Genomic DNA, 16369 nt, shown 5'->3' with positions numbered 1-16369 from the left:
CGTCGCGCATGATAGTTCGAAAATTTCGAAGCTTGGATGTCCGCCATTCGAATGGTTCGATGATGCGGTTACAGGGACACTTATCGAGCAAATACTGCAGGGCCCAAAAAGCCGCGAAAGGGGAAATCGATGAGCAGTCAAATGAAGAGTATTTCACCGCCCGTGCTGCACGAACTGATGCGTGCAGAACGGGCCGTCACATTGGTGGACGTAAGGTCACCAGTCGAGTTCCGGGCGGGTCATGTAAAGGGCGCGATTTCTTTGCCACTCGACGAATTCGATAAAAGTGACCCGGCACAACGGACCGGGGTGCCGGGCATCGGAAAAGACACTCCGCTTTACCTTACCTGCAAAGCCGGCCTGCGCGCCCGGCAAGCAGCGGAGAGGTTGGCGGCGTCCGGCCATCGAAACGTCGTGCTGCTGGACGGCGGGACGGATGCCTGGATGCGTGCAGGCCTGCCGATGCGAGCGTCGACGGCGTTGCTCTCGCTCGAGCAACAGGTACAGATTGCCATTGGTACCTTGCTGATCCTGAAGGTCGTGTTCGGATTCGCCTTCCACGAGCTTTTCTTCGTGCTCGGCGCGCTGATCGGAGCGGGACTCATCACTGCAGGCATCACACGTTGGTGCGGCATGGCCAAACTGATGGCACGCATGCCCTGGAACCGCGAATCCCGTACGACGCAAGAGTCAACAATCTGAGCGGTTGTCTACATTGAGTAAACTTTTCTGGAGCAATGAAAATGATCTTTCGTCAGCTGTTCGACCGTGAATCTTCGACGTACACCTATCTCTTGGCACAGCGCCACGGCGGCGAGGCGCTGCTGATCGATCCGGTACTGGAGCGCACTTCACAGTACGTGAGGCTTATCGAGGAACTGGACGTGAAGCTGGTCCTCGCGGTGGACACACACATCCACGCGGACCATGTCACCGCCCTTGGGGCCCTACGTGAACAGACCCGTTGTGTGAGCGCAATGGGTGCGATGTCCAGGACGGAGTGTGTGTCGCTACATTTCAACGAGGGCGATAGGTTGCGTGTCGATGACCTTGCGTTGGAGGTGCTCTACACACCGGGCCATACGGACGATTCGTATAGTTTTGTTTTGCCAGACCGCGTGTTCACCGGCGACACACTATTGATTCGCGGCACCGGTCGTACGGATTTCCAGAACGGTGATGCATCGGCTCAGTATGACAGCCTGTTCGGTAAGCTGCTAAAGCTGCCGGATGATACCTTGGTATACCCGGCGCATGACTATAACGGCATGACGGTGAGCACAATTGCCGAAGAGCGTCGCCATAACCCGAGGCTGCAGGTGAGTGACAAACGGGCCTATGTCGACCTCATGAACGGATTGGTACTCGACAATCCAAGATTGATGGACGTTGCCGTGCCGGCCAACCGCAGTTGTGGACTGCGTCACGTCGCGTGAACTGTACCCCGTCCATGACGATCCCTGTCGGGTTTCGATCGCCGTGGCTGAATCGCCCCGGGATTTCCGGGGCAAAGCATGTGGTTGGTTGGAACCGGGTTTGAGGGAATTTTGAGATTTCCTTGAGTTTCGTTTGACAAGGTGCGCCTTACGCTGACTGCGTCGACAACGCTGAGAGGTGGCGCATGATCCAGAACAAGGCCCAGGAACTGTCGGAAAAAGGCCTGGTACCCGACAGCCTCATTCGCGTCGGCATCCGGCACCTGTTGCGCGAACGGCTCGCTGAGATCTCGGCCGATGATATCGAGCACGCGGCGCAGGCCGAGCAGCGGTTTCTCGAGGTCATGCGGTCCGGATCTATCGCGGAGATGCCGGATGTCGCCAACGAACAGCACTATGAGGTGCCGGCCGCGTTCTTCGATCAGGTGCTGGGCAGTCACCGCAAGTACAGCAGCGGTTACTGGCCGGATGGCGTGAACACCCTCGATGACGCCGAGGCTGCCGCGCTTGCCGTCACTGTCGAGCATGCGGCTCTCGAAGACGGCCAGCGTATCCTCGAACTGGGCTGTGGTTGGGGCTCACTGACCCTCGACATGGCCAGTCGGTTTCGCCGCAGCGAGATTGTCGCCGTCTCGAATTCGCATTCTCAGGGCCAGTACATCCGCGAGCGCGCCGCAGCGAGTGGTCTGACCAATGTCAGCGTCGTGACCGCAGACATGAACGATTTCCAACCTGAAGGCAGGTTCGATCGCATCGTGTCGGTCGAGATGTTCGAGCACATGCGTAACTGGGAAGTTTTGCTAGGGCGCGCGGCGGACTGGCTCGACGCCGACGGGCGAATGTTCCTGCACGTCTTTGTTCACCGCCGCGTACCCTATCTGTTTGAAGACGAGGGCCCGGGCGACTGGATGAGCCGCCACTTTTTCTCGGGCGGCATGATGCCGAGCGCCGATCTGCCGTTGCGCCTGTGCTCGCCGTTCACGCTGGAGCGCCGCTGGTTCTGGTCGGGCGAGCATTATGCCCGCACCTGCAATGCCTGGTTGGACAGGATGGACGACAGAAAGGCCGTACTGCGGCCACTGTTCGAACAGACCTACGGCCGCGACTTCGCCAGCCTGTGGTGGCATCGCTGGCGCATGTTCTTCATGGCGTGCGCCGAACTGTTTGGCTATCGCAACGGCCAGGAGTGGCTGGTGGCGCACTACCGCTTCATTAAGGATCCGGCGTGAGCACATTGCTCAACTTCCTGATGTTCAAGCTAGGCTGGTTCGCCAGCGTGCTTCTTGGCGCGAGTGACTGGCACTGGCTCGCGCCGGTCGTGGTGTTGCCCGTCCTGCTCGTACACCTGGCCATGAGTGACGACCGCGCCGCGGAACGGAAGCTTATGGCATATGCCCTGGCTGTCGGGCTGGTCTGGGAGAACGTGGTCAGCGCAGCGGGGCTGCTGGTCTATCCGAGCGGCCAGCCGTTGGAGCGGCTGGCACCGGCATGGATTCTGGCGATGTGGCCGCTGCTGGCGATTACGCTGAACGTGTCGTTGCGCTGGCTCAAGGGGCGTTACCTGCTCGCGGCGCTGTTCGGTGCGATCGGCGGTCCGCTGGCGTTTTTCGCCGGTGAGCGGCTCGACGCCGTGGTGTTTCCGCAGACCGCGCCGGCGATCGTCGTACTCGCCGTCGGATGGGCCGCGATGTTCCCGCTGCTGATGTGGTTGTCACAGCGTTATGACGGCTTTGCAGGCAACGTCAAACCTTCGCTGGAGGCAGGCTGATGATCGCGATCTGGACGTACGCCTTGCCACCCCTCCTGCTGCTGGGCACCCTGGCCTGGGTGCACGCTGCATGGCGTCGCAATGTGAATATCGTGGACAGTCTCTGGTCGCTGTTCTTTCTTGTCGCCTCGTCCGTCTACCTGGTGGTTGGTGGCGATACCCGGCCCAGCAGCCTGTTGCTGGTCACCTTGGTCGCCCTCTGGTCGTTGCGGTTGTCGCTGCACCTGACACTACGCAATGCGGGCAAGTGCGAGGACCGGCGGTACGCTACGATGCGTGCCGCGAATCCCAGGTTCAACGGCCAGAGCCTGCTCACGGTATTCGGGTTGCAGGCGGTGCTAGCCTGGCTGATCTCGCTGCCACTCGCTGCGGCAATCGTTTCGCCCGCGGCACTGCAGCCGCTGCATCTGATTGCAGTCGCGCTGTTCCTGGTCGGCTTCGCTTTCGAGGCCGTGGCCGATTGGCAGCTGGTACGGTTCAAGACAGAGCCGGACAGCAAGGGACGCGTGCTGGACCGGGGTCTCTGGCGTTACAGCCGCCATCCCAACTACTTTGGCGAGGCGGTGATCTGGTGGAGCTTCTACCTGTTTGCACTCGCCAGCGGGGCAGCCTGGACGGGCTTCGCGCCGCTGCTGATGACCTTCCTGCTGCTCAAGGTCTCCGGGATCACATTGCTCGAAAAAGACATCCAGAGCCGGCGTTCCGAGTACCGCCGATACCAGGAGACCACACCCGCCTTCTTCCCGTGGAAACCGCGCGATGTCGGCCACCCCGTCAGTGCGAAGGAGCATCACTCGTGAATACACCGATTGCTGCACTGCTGTTCGCCGTCGCGTTTCAGACCAGCGCCGGGCAGTTGGAGCTGGCCTTCGACATCTACCTCGACGACAGACCTGTCGGCTTTCATCGCGTGCAGATCCAGGAAAGCGCCGATGAGCGCCGCGTGAGCGTCGAGGCCGAAATGTCGGTGGACATCTTGTTCGTCAACGCCTTCAGCTACCGGCATCGCGCTGACGAGGTCTGGCGTGGCGACTGCATCGCTGCCCTGAGCACCCGGACCGACGACGACGGTGAACGACGCCGAGTCGAGGCCAGCCGCATCGGCGATGCCTTGGTACTGACGACGGATGACGCGCAGAAGCATCTCGACGGCTGCGTCCGTACCTTTGCCTATTGGAACCCGCAACTGCTCGACCAGGACTTCCTGCTGAATACCCAGACCGGCGACTACGAGCCCGTGCGACTGGTCCAGATGGTTGACCAGCCATTGCACTTCAAGGGTCGGGAATACGGCGAAATGCAGTACCGCCTGGAGGTCGGCGACACCGTGAAGATTGACCTCTGGTATGACGCGAACCGCACCTGGCGGGCGTTGCAGACCGAGGTGAAGAGCGGCCGGGTGCTCAGCTATGTGCGCCGGGAGGGCTGACGCGGTGGGACGCATCATCAAAGCTAAGCTGTCGATCGCGCTACTGGCCGTGCTCGCAGGCTGTGCCAGCCACCCGCCGATGCCGGGCGTGGCACACGTGGATCTCGACCGCTTCATGGGCGACTGGTACGTGATTGCCAGCATACCCACGTATTTCGAGAAGGACATTTACAACGCCGTGGAGCGTTATGACCGGCTGGGTCCGAAGAAGGTACAGACCACTTTCTCCTTTCGGAAGGGCGGGTTCGACGGCGAACATGCGCAGATGGAACCCGTCGGCTTCGTTGGGGACGATGGCAGCAATGCCATCTGGGGGATGCAGTTCATCTGGCCGATCAGGGCCGACTACCGCATCGTTTATCTCGACCGGGACTATCGCAACACCATCATAGGTCGTGTCAAACGCGACTACGTCTGGATCATGTCACGCACACCACAGATACCGGACGACGAATACAGGGAGCTGGTCCGACACGTTGCCGATCTCGGTTACGACGTGCGCCAGCTGAAGCGGGTACCGCAACGTTGGGAGGTCGGCTCATGAGGATCGCCGTGATCGGGGGAGGCATCGCAGGCAACGTCGCTGCCTATCACCTGTGCAAGGAACACGAGGTGACGTTGTTCGAAGCCGCAGATCGCCTGGGTGGTCACACCCACACCCACGATATCGAATGGGCTGGCCACCACTATGCCGTGGACACCGGATTCATCGTGTTCAACGATCGCACCTATCCGCATTTCCTGCAGCTGCTCGGTGAACTCGGGGTGGCCTTCGAACCGACTGAGATGAGCTTCAGCGTCCGCGACGACCGTGCGGATCTGGAATACAACGGCCACTCGCTGAATACCCTGTTCGCCCAGCGCCGCAACCTGTTCCGGCGGGATTTCCTGCACATGCTGAAGGAGATCCTGCGCTTCAACCGCGAGGCGCCGCGCTCGCTCGAAGACGGCAGCGCCGACCTGCCGCTGGGCGACTACTTGCATCAGCAACGCTATTCAAAGCACTTCATCGATCGATACATCCTGCCCATGGGCGCCGCGATCTGGTCGACCGATCAGTTGCAGATGCAACAGTTCCCGGCGCGCTTCTTCATTCGGTTCTTCGTCAATCATGGCCTGCTGTCGCTAAACGATCGGCCACAGTGGTATGTGATCCGCGGAGGTTCGCGCGAGTACCTCGCACCGATGTCGGCCCCATATGCTTCAGGTATCCGGCTGAACACGCCGGTGCAGTCTATCGCCCGTTTGGCTCACGGTGTGCGCGTGGTCAGTCGAGCGCACGGCAGCGAGGTGTTCGACGCGGTCTTCATTGCCACGCACAGTGACCAGGCGCTGGCGATGCTTTCCGACCCCACCCGGGCTGAACGCGAGGTTCTCGGTCGGCTGCGTTATCAACGAAACGAGGCGATCCTGCACACCGACACCTCGGTCATGCCCCGGCGGCACCTCGCCTGGGCCTCCTGGAACTACCGCCTGGACGGCCGGCGCGACAAGGTGACGCTGACCTACGACATGAACCGCCTGCAGAATCTGGATGCACCTGCACGCTTCCTCGTCACCCTGAACGACGAAGAGGTCGTCGATCCCGCGACCATTCTGAAGCGAATGGTCTACTCGCACCCGGTCTATACCGAGGAATCGGTGGCGGCACAGGAGCGGCGCAAGGAGATCAGCGGCATCGACCGTACCTTCTATTGCGGTGCGTACTGGCGCAACGGCTTTCACGAAGACGGCGTGGTCAGCGCGCTGCAGGCGCTGGAAGAATTCGCGGAGGTGAATAGTGCACAGTTCGCTCTATCGCGGGCAAGTTAGGCATACCCGGTACAAGCCGCGCCGGCATGCGTTCCGCTATCGCCTGTTCCAAGTCTACCTCGACCTGGACGAGTTGCCGCAGACGCTCGACCGCCTGTGGTTCTGCTCCAGCCGGCGTCCAGCGCCAGTGCGCTTCCGCCGCAGCGACCACCTCGGGCCAGACAGCCTGCCGTTGCAGGAGGCGGTACGACGCAAGGTCGTCGAACTCGGCGGCGAGGAGCCGCGGGGCCGCATCTGCCTGCTCACCCATCTGCGCTACTTTGGCTTCGGCTTCAACCCGGTGAGCTTCTATTTCTGTCACGACCGCGACGATCGGCCGCAGTGCGTGCTTGCCGAGGTGAACAACACCCCTTGGGGCGAGCAGCACTGCTACCTGGTGCCATTGGACGTCGACCGGCCGGAGAATCCCAAGGCGTTCCACGTCTCGCCCTTCATGGGCCTCGACATGCGCTACCGCTGGGCGATCAGCAAGCCGGGCAAGCGTCTGACGGTGCACATCGACAATCTGCAGGACGGCGAGCGCGTGTTCGACGCTGCACTTGTGCTCCAGCGTGAACCGTTCACCGGGCGCAACCTTGCGCGGATGCTGCTGGCGTTTCCCTTCATGACATTGAAGGTGATCGCCGCGATCTATTTCGAGGCTCTGCGTCTGTGGCTCAAGAGAATCCCCGTGCACTACCACTCCCCGTCGAAGGAGGCGCCTGTCGTGGCGAACAAACGAGCATGACTGACACAATCGTTCCCGCCGCCCCCGTCTCCGCTGAACGCGGCGAACACTCATTGCTCGACCGTTGGGCGCGGATACTGATGTTGCGCCAGCTGCGCCGGCTCTCGATCGGGCAGCTGCGGATCGAGGAAGGCGACCAGAAATGGCAGTTCGGCATGCCCTGTGACGTGCTGCCACGCAATGTGGTCGTGCGGATCGACAGTCCGAGGGCGTGGTCCGACCTGGCATTTGGCGGCTCCACCGGCGCCGGCGAGGCCTATTTCAAGGGCCTGTGGCGCTGCGAGCAGCTGACCGAGCTGGTGCGGCTGTTCCTGCACAACAGCGCCGTTCTGGACGCCGTCGACGGCGGTCGCAGCCTGCTGGCCCGGTTGGTACGCCGGTTGGCGCATCGGCTTCGGCGCAACACCCGACAGGGCAGCCGCCGCAACATCCAGGCGCACTACGACATCGGCAACGACCTGTTCCGGATATTTCTCGATCCGCAACTGATGTACTCCAGCGCCTACTACCCGACACCGGATACCGACCTCGACACGGCCGCCGTTGCCAAACTCGACCGGGTTTGCCGCAAACTCGATCTGCAATCCCATCACCGCCTGCTCGAGATCGGTACCGGCTGGGGCGGGCTCGCGATCCATGCGGCGACGCACTATGGCTGTCGCGTCACCACCACCACGATCTCGCGCGAGCAGTTCGAGCTGGCACGCGAACGGGTCGCCGCGGCAGGGCTGGCGGATCGCGTCGAGGTCCGCTTCGACGACTACCGCGAGCTCGATGGCAGCTACGATCGCATCGTGTCGATCGAAATGATCGAGGCGATCGGGCACCAGTACATGCAGACCTACTTCGCACAATGCAGTCGGCTGCTGAAGGCCGACGGACAGATGCTGATCCAGGCGATCACCATCAACGATCAGCACTACAAACAGGCGTTGCGCGAGGTAGACTTTATCAAGCGCTTCATTTTCCCGGGCGGTTTCCTACCGTCGGTGACTGCGATGTCGAATGCCCTGACCCGTGCCAGCGACATGCGCATCGCGCATCTCGAGGACATCGGTCTGCACTATGCACGCACCCTGCGCGACTGGCGCGCCCGCTTCATGGCACGGCTTGACGAGGTGAAGGCGCTCGGCTACCCGGAGGAGTTCATCCGCTTATGGGAGTTCTACCTGTGCTACAGCGAAGGCGGATTTGCCGAGCGTCACCTCGGCACCGTGCAGATGCTCCTGAGCAAACCGCACGCACGACCAGCCGATGTCTGTTTCTGAACCGCGGTCATCAGCCGTGAGCGATTTTCACGCCAGGGTGTTGATCATTGAAGACAACACCGACATCGCCACGCTGCTGGTCGACTTCTTCGGCGACCGCGGTCATGTGGCCGACTATGCGCACGATGGCCTGACCGGCCTGCACCTCGCGGCCACCGGCGAGCACGACGTGATCATCCTCGATCTCGCTCTGCCAGGCCTGGATGGCGTCGAGCTGTGCAGGCAGCTGCGCACGGTCAAGCGATCGCATATCCCGATCCTGATGCTCACAGCACGGGACACGCTGGATGACAAGCTGACGGGTTTCGCCGCCGGCGCCGACGACTACCTGGTCAAGCCATTCGAGATGCTCGAGGTGTATGCCCGTGTCCAGGCGCTGTGGCGGCGCTCGGGGCTCGGCGGCCGTGCTCTGTTGCAGGTGGGGGACCTGACCTTGGACCCCGAAACTCGCGAAGTGACACGCGGGAGTCAATCGATCGCGCTCTACCCAGTGCCGTTCAAAATCCTGCAGCTGTTGATGGAAAACCAGCACCGCGTGGTTTCGAGGCGCGAGATCGAATCTCATGTCTGGGGAGACGCGCCGACCGACAGCGATGCGCTGCGCACGCACATTTCCGCAATCCGCAACGCCATTGACAAGCCGTTCGAAAGCAAGCTGCTGCACACCATGCACGGCATCGGCTACCGACTGCATGACAAGGGTGGCCAGGCGGCATGAGCGAAGGGGAACGGTGGCAGCGCATACTGCTGCAGGGGATCTTCATCTTTCTCGCCGTGTTGCTCAGCGTCTCTGCGGTCGCCTGGGTGTTGCAGAAAGTGCTGGTCAAGCAGGCCCTCGCACTTGAGGCCCAGACCTTCTTCGAGGCATACCAGGCAGACCCGAGCTACCCTCTGCCACGCACGCGCAACCTGGTGGGCTACCTCGTCGATCCTGCGGGCAAGGGCAGCCGGCCGGAGATTCTCCGCGACCTGCCGCCCGGTCTGCATGCCGCAGTCCCGCTGCCCGGGCACGAGCGCCCGCTGCCAGTCTACGTGGAGGATTTCAGCGGTGGGCGCCTTTATCTGGTGTTTTCCGGTTACAACGTCGACCGTCTGATCGGGCTGTTTGGCCTATTGCCCGTGACCCTGTTGCTGATCATCGTCTACGCTACGAGCTGGATCGCGTACAAGCTCAGCCTGCGCGCCGTATCACCGGTGCTACGCCTTGCACGTCGGCTGCGCGACAGTTCGCCGACGCAGCGCATGCCGGAACTGCCCACCCGGGGACTCAAGGGTGAGACGCGCGAATTGGTCCTGGCAATGGATGAGTACAAGCGCCGACTGGAAGACCTGGTCGAGCGCGAGCGGCGCTTCAGCTCGGACGTGAGCCACGAGCTGCGCACGCCAATCACCATCATCGACGGCGCCGCACAGTTCCTGGAAACGGAAGCGTCACTGAGCGAAAAGGGTCGCGGACGTGCACGGATGATACGCCGTGCCTGCAAGGACATTTCCGAGCTGATCGACGCCTTCCTGATCCTTGGCCGCGAACCGAAGCGCTTGGGTGATTCCGAGGCCGTGGACGTGGCCGAGGTGGCGGAAGCCGAACTCGGCAAACTGGCGTCCTTGCTCGACGGCAAGCCATTGGAGATGAAGCTTGAGGCTGCCGTGCCACTGTGCCTGCCGGTGCATCGCAAGGTGATAGAGATCATTCTGAGCAACCTCTGCCGCAATGCCATCAATTACTCGGAGCAGGGCGTGATCCGGGTATGGGTCGACCGCGATGGTATCCGCGTGGAGGACAACGGTTGCGGCATCGACGAGGCACTTATTCCCCACATTTTCGATCGCCATGTGCGCGGCCGCGGCGTGCAAAAGGCCGGTGAAGGCATTGGCCTCAACATCGTCAAGCGGCTGTGCGACCTCTACGGTTGGGAGATCCGCCTGGCCAACCGGGGAGGCGGTGGCGTAGTGGTATCGATCCGCATGGCTTACTGACAGGTTGGACCGTGTTGCGGTGCCGTTGTGCGCGGTTGTCGAGACGGACCAAGACTGCGAGATGAGCAATCACATCGCGCCAGAAAAAATCTCCTGTCGAGCCTTATGAAAAGCGTATAAACAACTGAAAAATATATAAAGAATGGTGAAGTCGGCGAGGGTGACTCGGTGCGTCCGTGCACCTCGCCCGTCGGGCCGCCGCGGCGCGGCGCTCAGCAGCGCTGCAGGCGCTGCCGGATGAACCCGGAACGTGGGTTCTCGTCCACACCGCCGGAAAACGCAAAAAGGCCAGCGCGAGGCTGGCCTTTTTTCCGTTTGGTGGAGGCGGCGGGAGTTATTCGGCCTTCGGGCCGCCGTCGCATCGCGACGGCGTTCTGCGGCACCTCTGGTGCCTGGTGAACCCGCTCCGCGGGTTCATTATTCCGATGCGCGGCCAGAAACGCCGAAGGGCCGCCACAAGGGCGACCCTTCATCGTTTGGTGGAGGCGGCGACAACCACATTGCTTTATAAAACAATTGCTTAAAATGCGAAATGCCGATTATGCCCCCACGGATACCCCCCATATCGCCTTGGCTGATTTTTTCCAATAAATTCAAGCCGCCCGGTGCCCCAACTCGCTGAGTTTCTCCAGGGTATCGGGAAATTTCCTCACCATCAGAATCAAAGCAGCGGCCTGGGCATTGGGCCGCGCCCGCCCTTGCTCCCAGTTCTCCAAGGTGCGTGTCGATACGCGTAGGCGGCGGGCAAACACGGCGCGGGAGACGTGCATACGTTCGCGCGTGTCGCGGATGAGATCCGCGTCCACGTCGAGCGGGGGTAGGTTCTCGACCTCATGCGAGCGTAGCGTGATTTTTCCCTCGCGCTGCTGCTGCATGGCGTCGACGCCTTCCATCAGTTCATCGAACAACTTGCGCTTTTGTTTCATGGCTTTCGTCTCCTGGCCTCTAATTCGGCCTGGATGGCCTGCTTCAATACCTTCTTCTCTTCGGTCGTCAGGTCGGCGGCTTCATCCTTGTCATAGAGCGTGAAGAACCAAATTTGGTGATCGGCTGACAGGTAGTAATAGATGACTCTCAGTCCACCTCGTTTGCCTTTACCGCGCCGTGCGTCTTCCCAACGGACCTTGCGAAACCCGCCGGTGCCGGGCATCACGTCACCCATTTCCGGGTTCTCCATCAACGCGCGCTGCAGTTCCCGGTAGCTCTCGTCGGTCAGATAGTCGCCGAGGAGGCGCGTGAACAAAGGGGTTTCCAAGAAAACCAGTTTCATTGGTTAAGTATACGCAAGTTGCGTATACTTTCAAGCTGAGGGTTCGGCGATGCGGTATCCCATCGCGCGATAGCCGCGCTCGCGTTTCTCCCACATTCGGAGCAATGCGGGATGGCTGGTGTCGACGAAATCGATGATCCGAACGTCGGTCTTGTCAGCGTGTTCCCGATGCAAGCGGCCCGCGTACTGCTGCAATGTGCCTTTCCAGGATACCGGCATGGCCAGGACCAAGGTGTCGAGCGGGGGATGGTCGAAGCCTTCCCCGACGAGTCGCCCGGTTGCGAGTAGGATCCGCGGCGCGTCAGGCGGCAGTGCATCGAGTTCGGCGATCAGATTTGCACGCTGCTTTTTCGACATGCGCCCGTGCAGCACGAGGGGTTCAAGATTGTATTCCTCGATCGAGCGCTTGATGCTGTCGAGATGATTGGCGCGTTCGGTCAGCACCAGTACTTTGCGACCGTCCTCGACGGCACGTCTCGTCTCGTTGGCGATTGCGGCCGTACGTTCTTGGTCATCAGCCAAGGTTCGAAATACTTCCTGGATCCCGATGTCGTCCGGTATCGGAGTTCGCTGAGGAAGGGTTCGCGGAACGACTTCGAGATCATGCGGCGCGCTGGCCGGAGATGACGCGGCGTGTCGAATCGGCCCACACTGCATGAAGATAATAGCTTGTTGGCCGTCCCTGCGGATCGGGGTTGCGGTGAGTCCGAGGACGTAGCGTGCTTTGACACTTTTCAGGATGGCGTCGAACGAGGCCGCGCCGACATGGTGACATTCGTCCACGATGACCTGGCCATAGTCCTCGACCAGTGGATCAACCTCGCCCTTGCGTGAAAGCGACTGCATCACGGCGATGTCGATCTTGCCCGTGGGTTTCCGCCTGCCGCCACCGATGGTGCCGATGACTCCCTTTCCAATGCCGAGGAAAGTGTTCAGGCGTTCCTGCCATTGCCTGAGCAGTTCAGTTCGATGCACCAGAATCAGCGTGTTGATACGACGACGGGCAATGATCGCGGCCCCTGTGACAGTCTTACCGAAAGCGGTCGGTGCGCAGAGCACGCCAACATCGTGAGGCAGCATGGCGGCAACGGCATCTTCTTGGTCTGGCCGCAAGGTTCCGGCGAACTCCACGTCGATAGGTGTGCCGTCTGTCCGTTCGTCTTGTATGTCGGCGCGGATGCCGTTGCTTCGAAGCAGTTCCTCTGCGGCGTCCAGGCAGCCGCGCGGGAGACCGATGTGTTGGGGGAAGTTTTCAGCACAGCCGATGACTCGAGGCTTGTCCCAAACCGACATGCGCATGGCCTGCGCCCGGTAGAACTCTGGATTCTGAAAGGCCGCGAGGCGAATCAGGCGGTTGGTCAGTGGTTGAGTGAGTCGTGCCTTCTCGAAACAAACGAGGTTCGCCAAAGTGATGGTGAGGGCCTCTCGCAATGGTCCAGGAGGTGTCCCTTTGATGGGGGCTGGGCGCTTCCAAGGTGTTGCGAAGTCCTCATCGTCGATGAAGGTGACGTCGAGCGGATGCATCGGGCCGGTGGCGCGCAAGATCGCAGCCTCGATATCCAGCGATGAAATCGAGTCAATCGATGCGAGGAAGCCCCATTGATCGGGATGAGCCATGAGGTCGTCGTCGACGAAAACGCTGTGCCCGGCTTCGCGGGATTTCTTCTGCAGGGGCAGGGCAATCAGGTTGCCGAAGCCGCCCTTGGGCATGGTGTCCTGGTTCGGAAAAAGCCGGTCGTACGAGGTCAGGCTGAGCTGCCGGGTGCGGCTGCAGGTGTAACTGATGATGGCCGTGCCCAGGCGTCTGGCACCGCGTGCCGGTACCGCAGTCGTGAAGAAGATCCACGCGTGCGCGCCATTGCCCGAGCGTGATACCTCCGGTGCAACAGGCACATCCAACTCACGGCAGGCTTGAACGAAGGCTTTGGCGTCTTCGCGCCATTCGGCCTTGTCAAAATCGACGGCAAGAAAATGGCAAGTGTCGTCCTGCAGGAGAGGGTAGACGCCGATGGTCTTCTCACCGGTAAGGTGGCCGTAGATCACCGCATCCGATACGGGTGTTAGCGAACGATTGCTGCAATCGGCGCATTTGATCCGTGGCTTCTCGCAGATGCCGGGACGCCACTTGTTGGCGCACGCTGGGGCATAGCCTGACTTGCCGGTGGTCGCACTTTCCCAGCGCACCGGATACACATCGGTTCGACCCCGGAACAGGCGGCGAAACAGCGCAACCTTTTCCGCTGTCGATAGATTGGATGGCTCGGGTGGTGGGGAAGCCGATTGGGCGGTCGGTGCCGGATCGTTCTGCCAATCGATGTCGTGCGATTCGAGCAGGGCGATCAGGCGCGCGTTCTCGGCGCATAGCCTTTTTAGCTCGTCGGATTCGTTCGACATGGAGCCAGTAGTCCCCCTCCTGAAAACCGATATCCGCTCGCGCCTAAATGATACGAATCCTCGGTTGATAGGCGTTGAGCCACAAGGGTTTGTATCAGGCCCGGCGTTGACTTCGGACGTCGTCATCGAGCCAGTGTAGGATTGGACCGAGCTGCAGGGGGCGTCAGGTGCGGCTGTCGAGGGAGGCTCAGAAACTCCGCGATTGGGAATCACATTCAGCTAAAAACAAACTTCTGTTCAGCTTTAGAAATCGCGTATAATAGACTGAAAAATAAAGATAAATTGGCGGAGGCGGCGACAATCACATTGCCTTATAAATCAATGGCTTAAAATGCGAAAAGTCGATTATGCCCCCCACGGATACCCCCAAATCGACTCGGTTGATTAAGTGCCTGAAATCAGACCGATTTTATCGTTCTTCCTGACAATCCTGTTGCCGGCACAGGGCTGACTACGCTGCAGATGCCGGCATCGTCTCCTTGTCCATGGGTAACAGTGGCACCCCCTCTCCTTCGCCTGCCGAGGCGGAGCTAATGATTGGCCGGTGCCGTAGATCGAAATGTTACTGGCTGACTAAATCTTCCACCACGTGTTTCGAGGAATAGACGGCGTTAGTCAATTGTACTAACATGACGCCAATTGTTGGCTCGATGGTTAGAACGTCATGGGCTCTGCCAATACTTCAAGTTCACGCTCATCGCGTTTAGGTCTGCGGGCTACCCCGGAGCAGGAGGCTGTGCTGCGCCGAGCAGCCGAGGTGGCGCACAAATCACTCACAGATTTCGTTCTAGATGCAGCCTGCCAGGCTGCTGAGCAGACGCTGCTCGATCAGCGGTTGTTCATGGTCTCGGGTAGCCAATATCAGGCGCTGCTTGACCTGCTTGACCTGCTTGAGCAGCCGGAGCGTGACAATGCTGGCTTGGCCGATTTGTTTGCCCATCGCGCGCCGTGGCCCAAGACCTGAATCTTGCCGCACCAGTTCCCCTGGCGGCAGATCATCTTCTCGATGACTTCGACTGTGGTATAGCGAGTCTCGATGACTGGCTGGTCCGCCATGCGCGGCAGGCACAGGCCAGCGGTTCGGCTAAGACCTTTGTCGTCGCCGACGGTCGTCGGGTCGCTGGGTACTTCAGTCTCGCGGTGGGACAAGTTGACAGTGTTGAAGCCCCGGAACGCATTCGCAAGGGCATGGGCCAATATCCAATCCCAGTGGTGCTGCTGGCCCGCCTCGCGGTTGATCGCGCCTATCAAGGTCAAGGCATTGGCGTCGGCATGCTGCAGGATGCCATTCGGCGCACGCTGTTGATTGCCGAGCAAGCCGGAATTCGCGCACTGTTAACGCACCCGATCGATGCGGACGCGGATGCGTTCTACCGCCGTTTCGGTTTCGTATCGTCGCCGGTGCGTGAGGGGCAGCTGCTTCTGTTGCTCAAGGATGCACGACGTGTTTTATGAAAGCGGTCAGCACAGCTCAGAACGTCGACAAGCGTCATGTCGGCGGCCAGGGCATGTGCCGCGATCAACGAATCGCCATCGACCGGCCAGGCTTCCTTGAGTTTGCGGCGGCCGTAATACCCTGCGCCGCTACCGGCAGTCGTCATCTGCCTTGTCGCGTCGCGTGGGGGTATTTCGATTGCGGGCTCGAAAGTACCCCCGAAAATACCCCCACGTCGAGCTAATAGCGGGCGTTAGGGTTCGATACACCGGGATAAGGTAATTTTGCTGGCAGCGGAAAGAGAAACGCTCCAAATCCCCCGTGCTCCAGGGCAAATCTGTACCAGATTGGAAATTAAACTCAAATTATTCTTTTAAAAACAGCGCGTTATGTGCGATAAATTGGTGGAGGCGGCGACAATCACAAGACTTTTTAAATCAATGGCTTAAAATGCGAAATGCCGATTATGCCCCCATAGATACCCCCAAATCGGTTTGGCTGACCAATTATCTGAAATGGGACCGATTTTTTCGCTCCTCCTGACAGCCCTGTTATCGGAAAAGGACTGGTTGCGCCGGCAGATATTGGCATCTTCTCCTCGTCCATGGGTAACAGTGGCATCCACCTCCTCCGCCTACCGAGGAAAGCTAATGCGCGGCCGGTGCTGTTGGTCGAAATGTTCCTGACTCGCCAAACCTTCCATCAGTCGAATTCGTGGAACGGAAAGCCTTAGTCAACAGGGCCTGCGAATGCGGCCAGCCGTCGCGCGCCTGTGGATCGGCGGAATGCTGCGGCGGCCACCCGAGACCGTTCTATTGTTGTCGGACGACCACGGGCAAAAATCGCCGCGCCG

At 60.4% G+C, this 16369-nt stretch carries 17 protein-coding genes; 14 read left to right on the top strand and 3 right to left on the bottom strand.

Translation table 11 applies throughout. The features are described from left to right. Positions 1-129: 129 nt before the first annotated feature. The 12 genes from H6955_20230 to H6955_20175 all read left to right on the top strand — a co-directional run bounded on the left by H6955_20230 (position 130) and on the right by H6955_20175 (position 10417). Entirely contained in the window at positions 130-702 is a 573-nt protein-coding gene (locus H6955_20230; protein MCP5315897.1) for a rhodanese-like domain-containing protein, read from the top strand. A gap of 41 nt (positions 703-743) precedes the next feature. Next, positions 744-1436 (top strand): MBL fold metallo-hydrolase, encoded by a 693-nt coding sequence (locus tag H6955_20225; protein MCP5315896.1) that lies wholly within the window; start codon positions 744-746, stop codon positions 1434-1436. A 185-nt stretch (positions 1437-1621) separates the two neighbouring features. Then, positions 1622-2665: a class I SAM-dependent methyltransferase gene (locus tag H6955_20220; protein ID MCP5315895.1), complete on the top strand. Its 1044-nt coding sequence runs from the start codon at positions 1622-1624 to the stop codon at positions 2663-2665. Continuing rightward, positions 2662-3204: a DUF2878 domain-containing protein gene (locus H6955_20215; protein ID MCP5315894.1), complete on the top strand. Its 543-nt coding sequence runs from the start codon at positions 2662-2664 to the stop codon at positions 3202-3204. The genes H6955_20220 and H6955_20215 overlap by 4 nt, the downstream gene beginning before the upstream one ends. Then, the gene (locus H6955_20210) at positions 3204-4004 is read left to right on the top strand and encodes a DUF1295 domain-containing protein (protein MCP5315893.1); all 801 of its coding nucleotides are present in this window, start codon (positions 3204-3206) and stop codon (positions 4002-4004) included. Before H6955_20215 ends, H6955_20210 begins: the two co-directional genes overlap by 1 nt. Continuing rightward, on the top strand, positions 4001-4633 hold the full coding sequence (locus tag H6955_20205) for a hypothetical protein (GenBank protein MCP5315892.1): 633 nt from the start codon (positions 4001-4003) through the stop codon (positions 4631-4633). The genes H6955_20210 and H6955_20205 overlap by 4 nt, the downstream gene beginning before the upstream one ends. Next, positions 4614-5177: a lipocalin family protein gene (locus tag H6955_20200; protein ID MCP5315891.1), complete on the top strand. Its 564-nt coding sequence runs from the start codon at positions 4614-4616 to the stop codon at positions 5175-5177. Before H6955_20205 ends, H6955_20200 begins: the two co-directional genes overlap by 20 nt. Continuing rightward, positions 5174-6445 carry an FAD-dependent oxidoreductase gene (locus tag H6955_20195; protein ID MCP5315890.1) on the top strand — a complete coding sequence of 424 codons (1272 nt, stop codon included), beginning with the start codon at positions 5174-5176 and terminating at the stop codon, positions 6443-6445. Before H6955_20200 ends, H6955_20195 begins: the two co-directional genes overlap by 4 nt. Then, complete coding sequence (locus H6955_20190; protein MCP5315889.1) at positions 6414-7172, top strand: DUF1365 domain-containing protein; 759 nt, start codon at positions 6414-6416, stop codon at positions 7170-7172. Before H6955_20195 ends, H6955_20190 begins: the two co-directional genes overlap by 32 nt. Continuing rightward, positions 7169-8440, top strand: coding sequence for a class I SAM-dependent methyltransferase (locus H6955_20185; protein ID MCP5315888.1), 1272 nt, complete (start codon positions 7169-7171; stop codon positions 8438-8440). The genes H6955_20190 and H6955_20185 overlap by 4 nt, the downstream gene beginning before the upstream one ends. Further along, positions 8427-9158: a response regulator transcription factor gene (locus H6955_20180; protein MCP5315887.1), complete on the top strand. Its 732-nt coding sequence runs from the start codon at positions 8427-8429 to the stop codon at positions 9156-9158. The genes H6955_20185 and H6955_20180 overlap by 14 nt, the downstream gene beginning before the upstream one ends. Beyond that, the gene (locus H6955_20175) at positions 9155-10417 is read left to right on the top strand and encodes a HAMP domain-containing histidine kinase (protein MCP5315886.1); all 1263 of its coding nucleotides are present in this window, start codon (positions 9155-9157) and stop codon (positions 10415-10417) included. The genes H6955_20180 and H6955_20175 overlap by 4 nt, the downstream gene beginning before the upstream one ends. Before the next feature lie 593 nt (positions 10418-11010). Here H6955_20175 and H6955_20170 read toward each other — a convergent pair. The 3 genes from H6955_20170 to H6955_20160 are packed head-to-tail and all read right to left on the bottom strand — an operon-like array spanning position 11011 to position 14081. Continuing rightward, positions 11011-11343 (bottom strand): helix-turn-helix domain-containing protein, encoded by a 333-nt coding sequence (locus H6955_20170; GenBank protein MCP5315885.1) that lies wholly within the window; start codon positions 11341-11343, stop codon positions 11011-11013. Continuing rightward, positions 11340-11687 carry a type II toxin-antitoxin system RelE/ParE family toxin gene (locus H6955_20165; protein ID MCP5315884.1) on the bottom strand — a complete coding sequence of 116 codons (348 nt, stop codon included), beginning with the start codon at positions 11685-11687 and terminating at the stop codon, positions 11340-11342. The genes H6955_20170 and H6955_20165 overlap by 4 nt, the downstream gene beginning before the upstream one ends. Before the next feature lie 30 nt (positions 11688-11717). Then, a complete protein-coding gene (locus H6955_20160; GenBank protein ID MCP5315883.1) occupies positions 11718-14081 on the bottom strand; it encodes a DEAD/DEAH box helicase family protein in 2364 nt (787 codons plus the stop codon). Between the two features lie 664 nt (positions 14082-14745). Here H6955_20160 and H6955_20155 point away from each other — a divergent pair. Together H6955_20155 and H6955_20150 are read left to right on the top strand one after the other, a co-directional pair. After that, positions 14746-15045, top strand: coding sequence for a DUF1778 domain-containing protein (locus H6955_20155; GenBank protein MCP5315882.1), 300 nt, complete (start codon positions 14746-14748; stop codon positions 15043-15045). After that, positions 15042-15536 carry a GNAT family N-acetyltransferase gene (locus tag H6955_20150; GenBank protein ID MCP5315881.1) on the top strand — a complete coding sequence of 165 codons (495 nt, stop codon included), beginning with the start codon at positions 15042-15044 and terminating at the stop codon, positions 15534-15536. Before H6955_20155 ends, H6955_20150 begins: the two co-directional genes overlap by 4 nt. Positions 15537-16369 lie beyond the last annotated feature (833 nt).

Source organism: Chromatiaceae bacterium (assembly GCA_024235395.1).
In the GTDB taxonomy this organism is placed as follows: domain Bacteria; phylum Pseudomonadota; class Gammaproteobacteria; order Chromatiales; family Chromatiaceae; genus Thiosocius.
This window is presented reverse-complemented; position numbering and strand designations above follow the sequence as displayed.

Coding starts and splice junctions, on each gene's coding strand:
- H6955_20180 (MCP5315887.1), top strand. CDS start 8,427: ATGTCTGTTTCTGAACCGCGGTCATCAGCCGTGAGCGATTTTCACGCC.
- H6955_20175 (MCP5315886.1), top strand. CDS start 9,155: ATGAGCGAAGGGGAACGGTGGCAGCGCATACTGCTGCAGGGGATCTTC.
- H6955_20160 (MCP5315883.1), bottom strand. CDS start 14,081: ATGTCGAACGAATCCGACGAGCTAAAAAGGCTATGCGCCGAGAACGCG.
- H6955_20210 (MCP5315893.1), top strand. CDS start 3,204: ATGATCGCGATCTGGACGTACGCCTTGCCACCCCTCCTGCTGCTGGGC.
- H6955_20230 (MCP5315897.1), top strand. CDS start 130: ATGAGCAGTCAAATGAAGAGTATTTCACCGCCCGTGCTGCACGAACTG.
- H6955_20200 (MCP5315891.1), top strand. CDS start 4,614: ATGTGCGCCGGGAGGGCTGACGCGGTGGGACGCATCATCAAAGCTAAG.
- H6955_20195 (MCP5315890.1), top strand. CDS start 5,174: ATGAGGATCGCCGTGATCGGGGGAGGCATCGCAGGCAACGTCGCTGCC.
- H6955_20155 (MCP5315882.1), top strand. CDS start 14,746: ATGGGCTCTGCCAATACTTCAAGTTCACGCTCATCGCGTTTAGGTCTG.
- H6955_20165 (MCP5315884.1), bottom strand. CDS start 11,687: ATGAAACTGGTTTTCTTGGAAACCCCTTTGTTCACGCGCCTCCTCGGC.
- H6955_20170 (MCP5315885.1), bottom strand. CDS start 11,343: ATGAAACAAAAGCGCAAGTTGTTCGATGAACTGATGGAAGGCGTCGAC.
- H6955_20185 (MCP5315888.1), top strand. CDS start 7,169: ATGACTGACACAATCGTTCCCGCCGCCCCCGTCTCCGCTGAACGCGGC.
- H6955_20220 (MCP5315895.1), top strand. CDS start 1,622: ATGATCCAGAACAAGGCCCAGGAACTGTCGGAAAAAGGCCTGGTACCC.
- H6955_20225 (MCP5315896.1), top strand. CDS start 744: ATGATCTTTCGTCAGCTGTTCGACCGTGAATCTTCGACGTACACCTAT.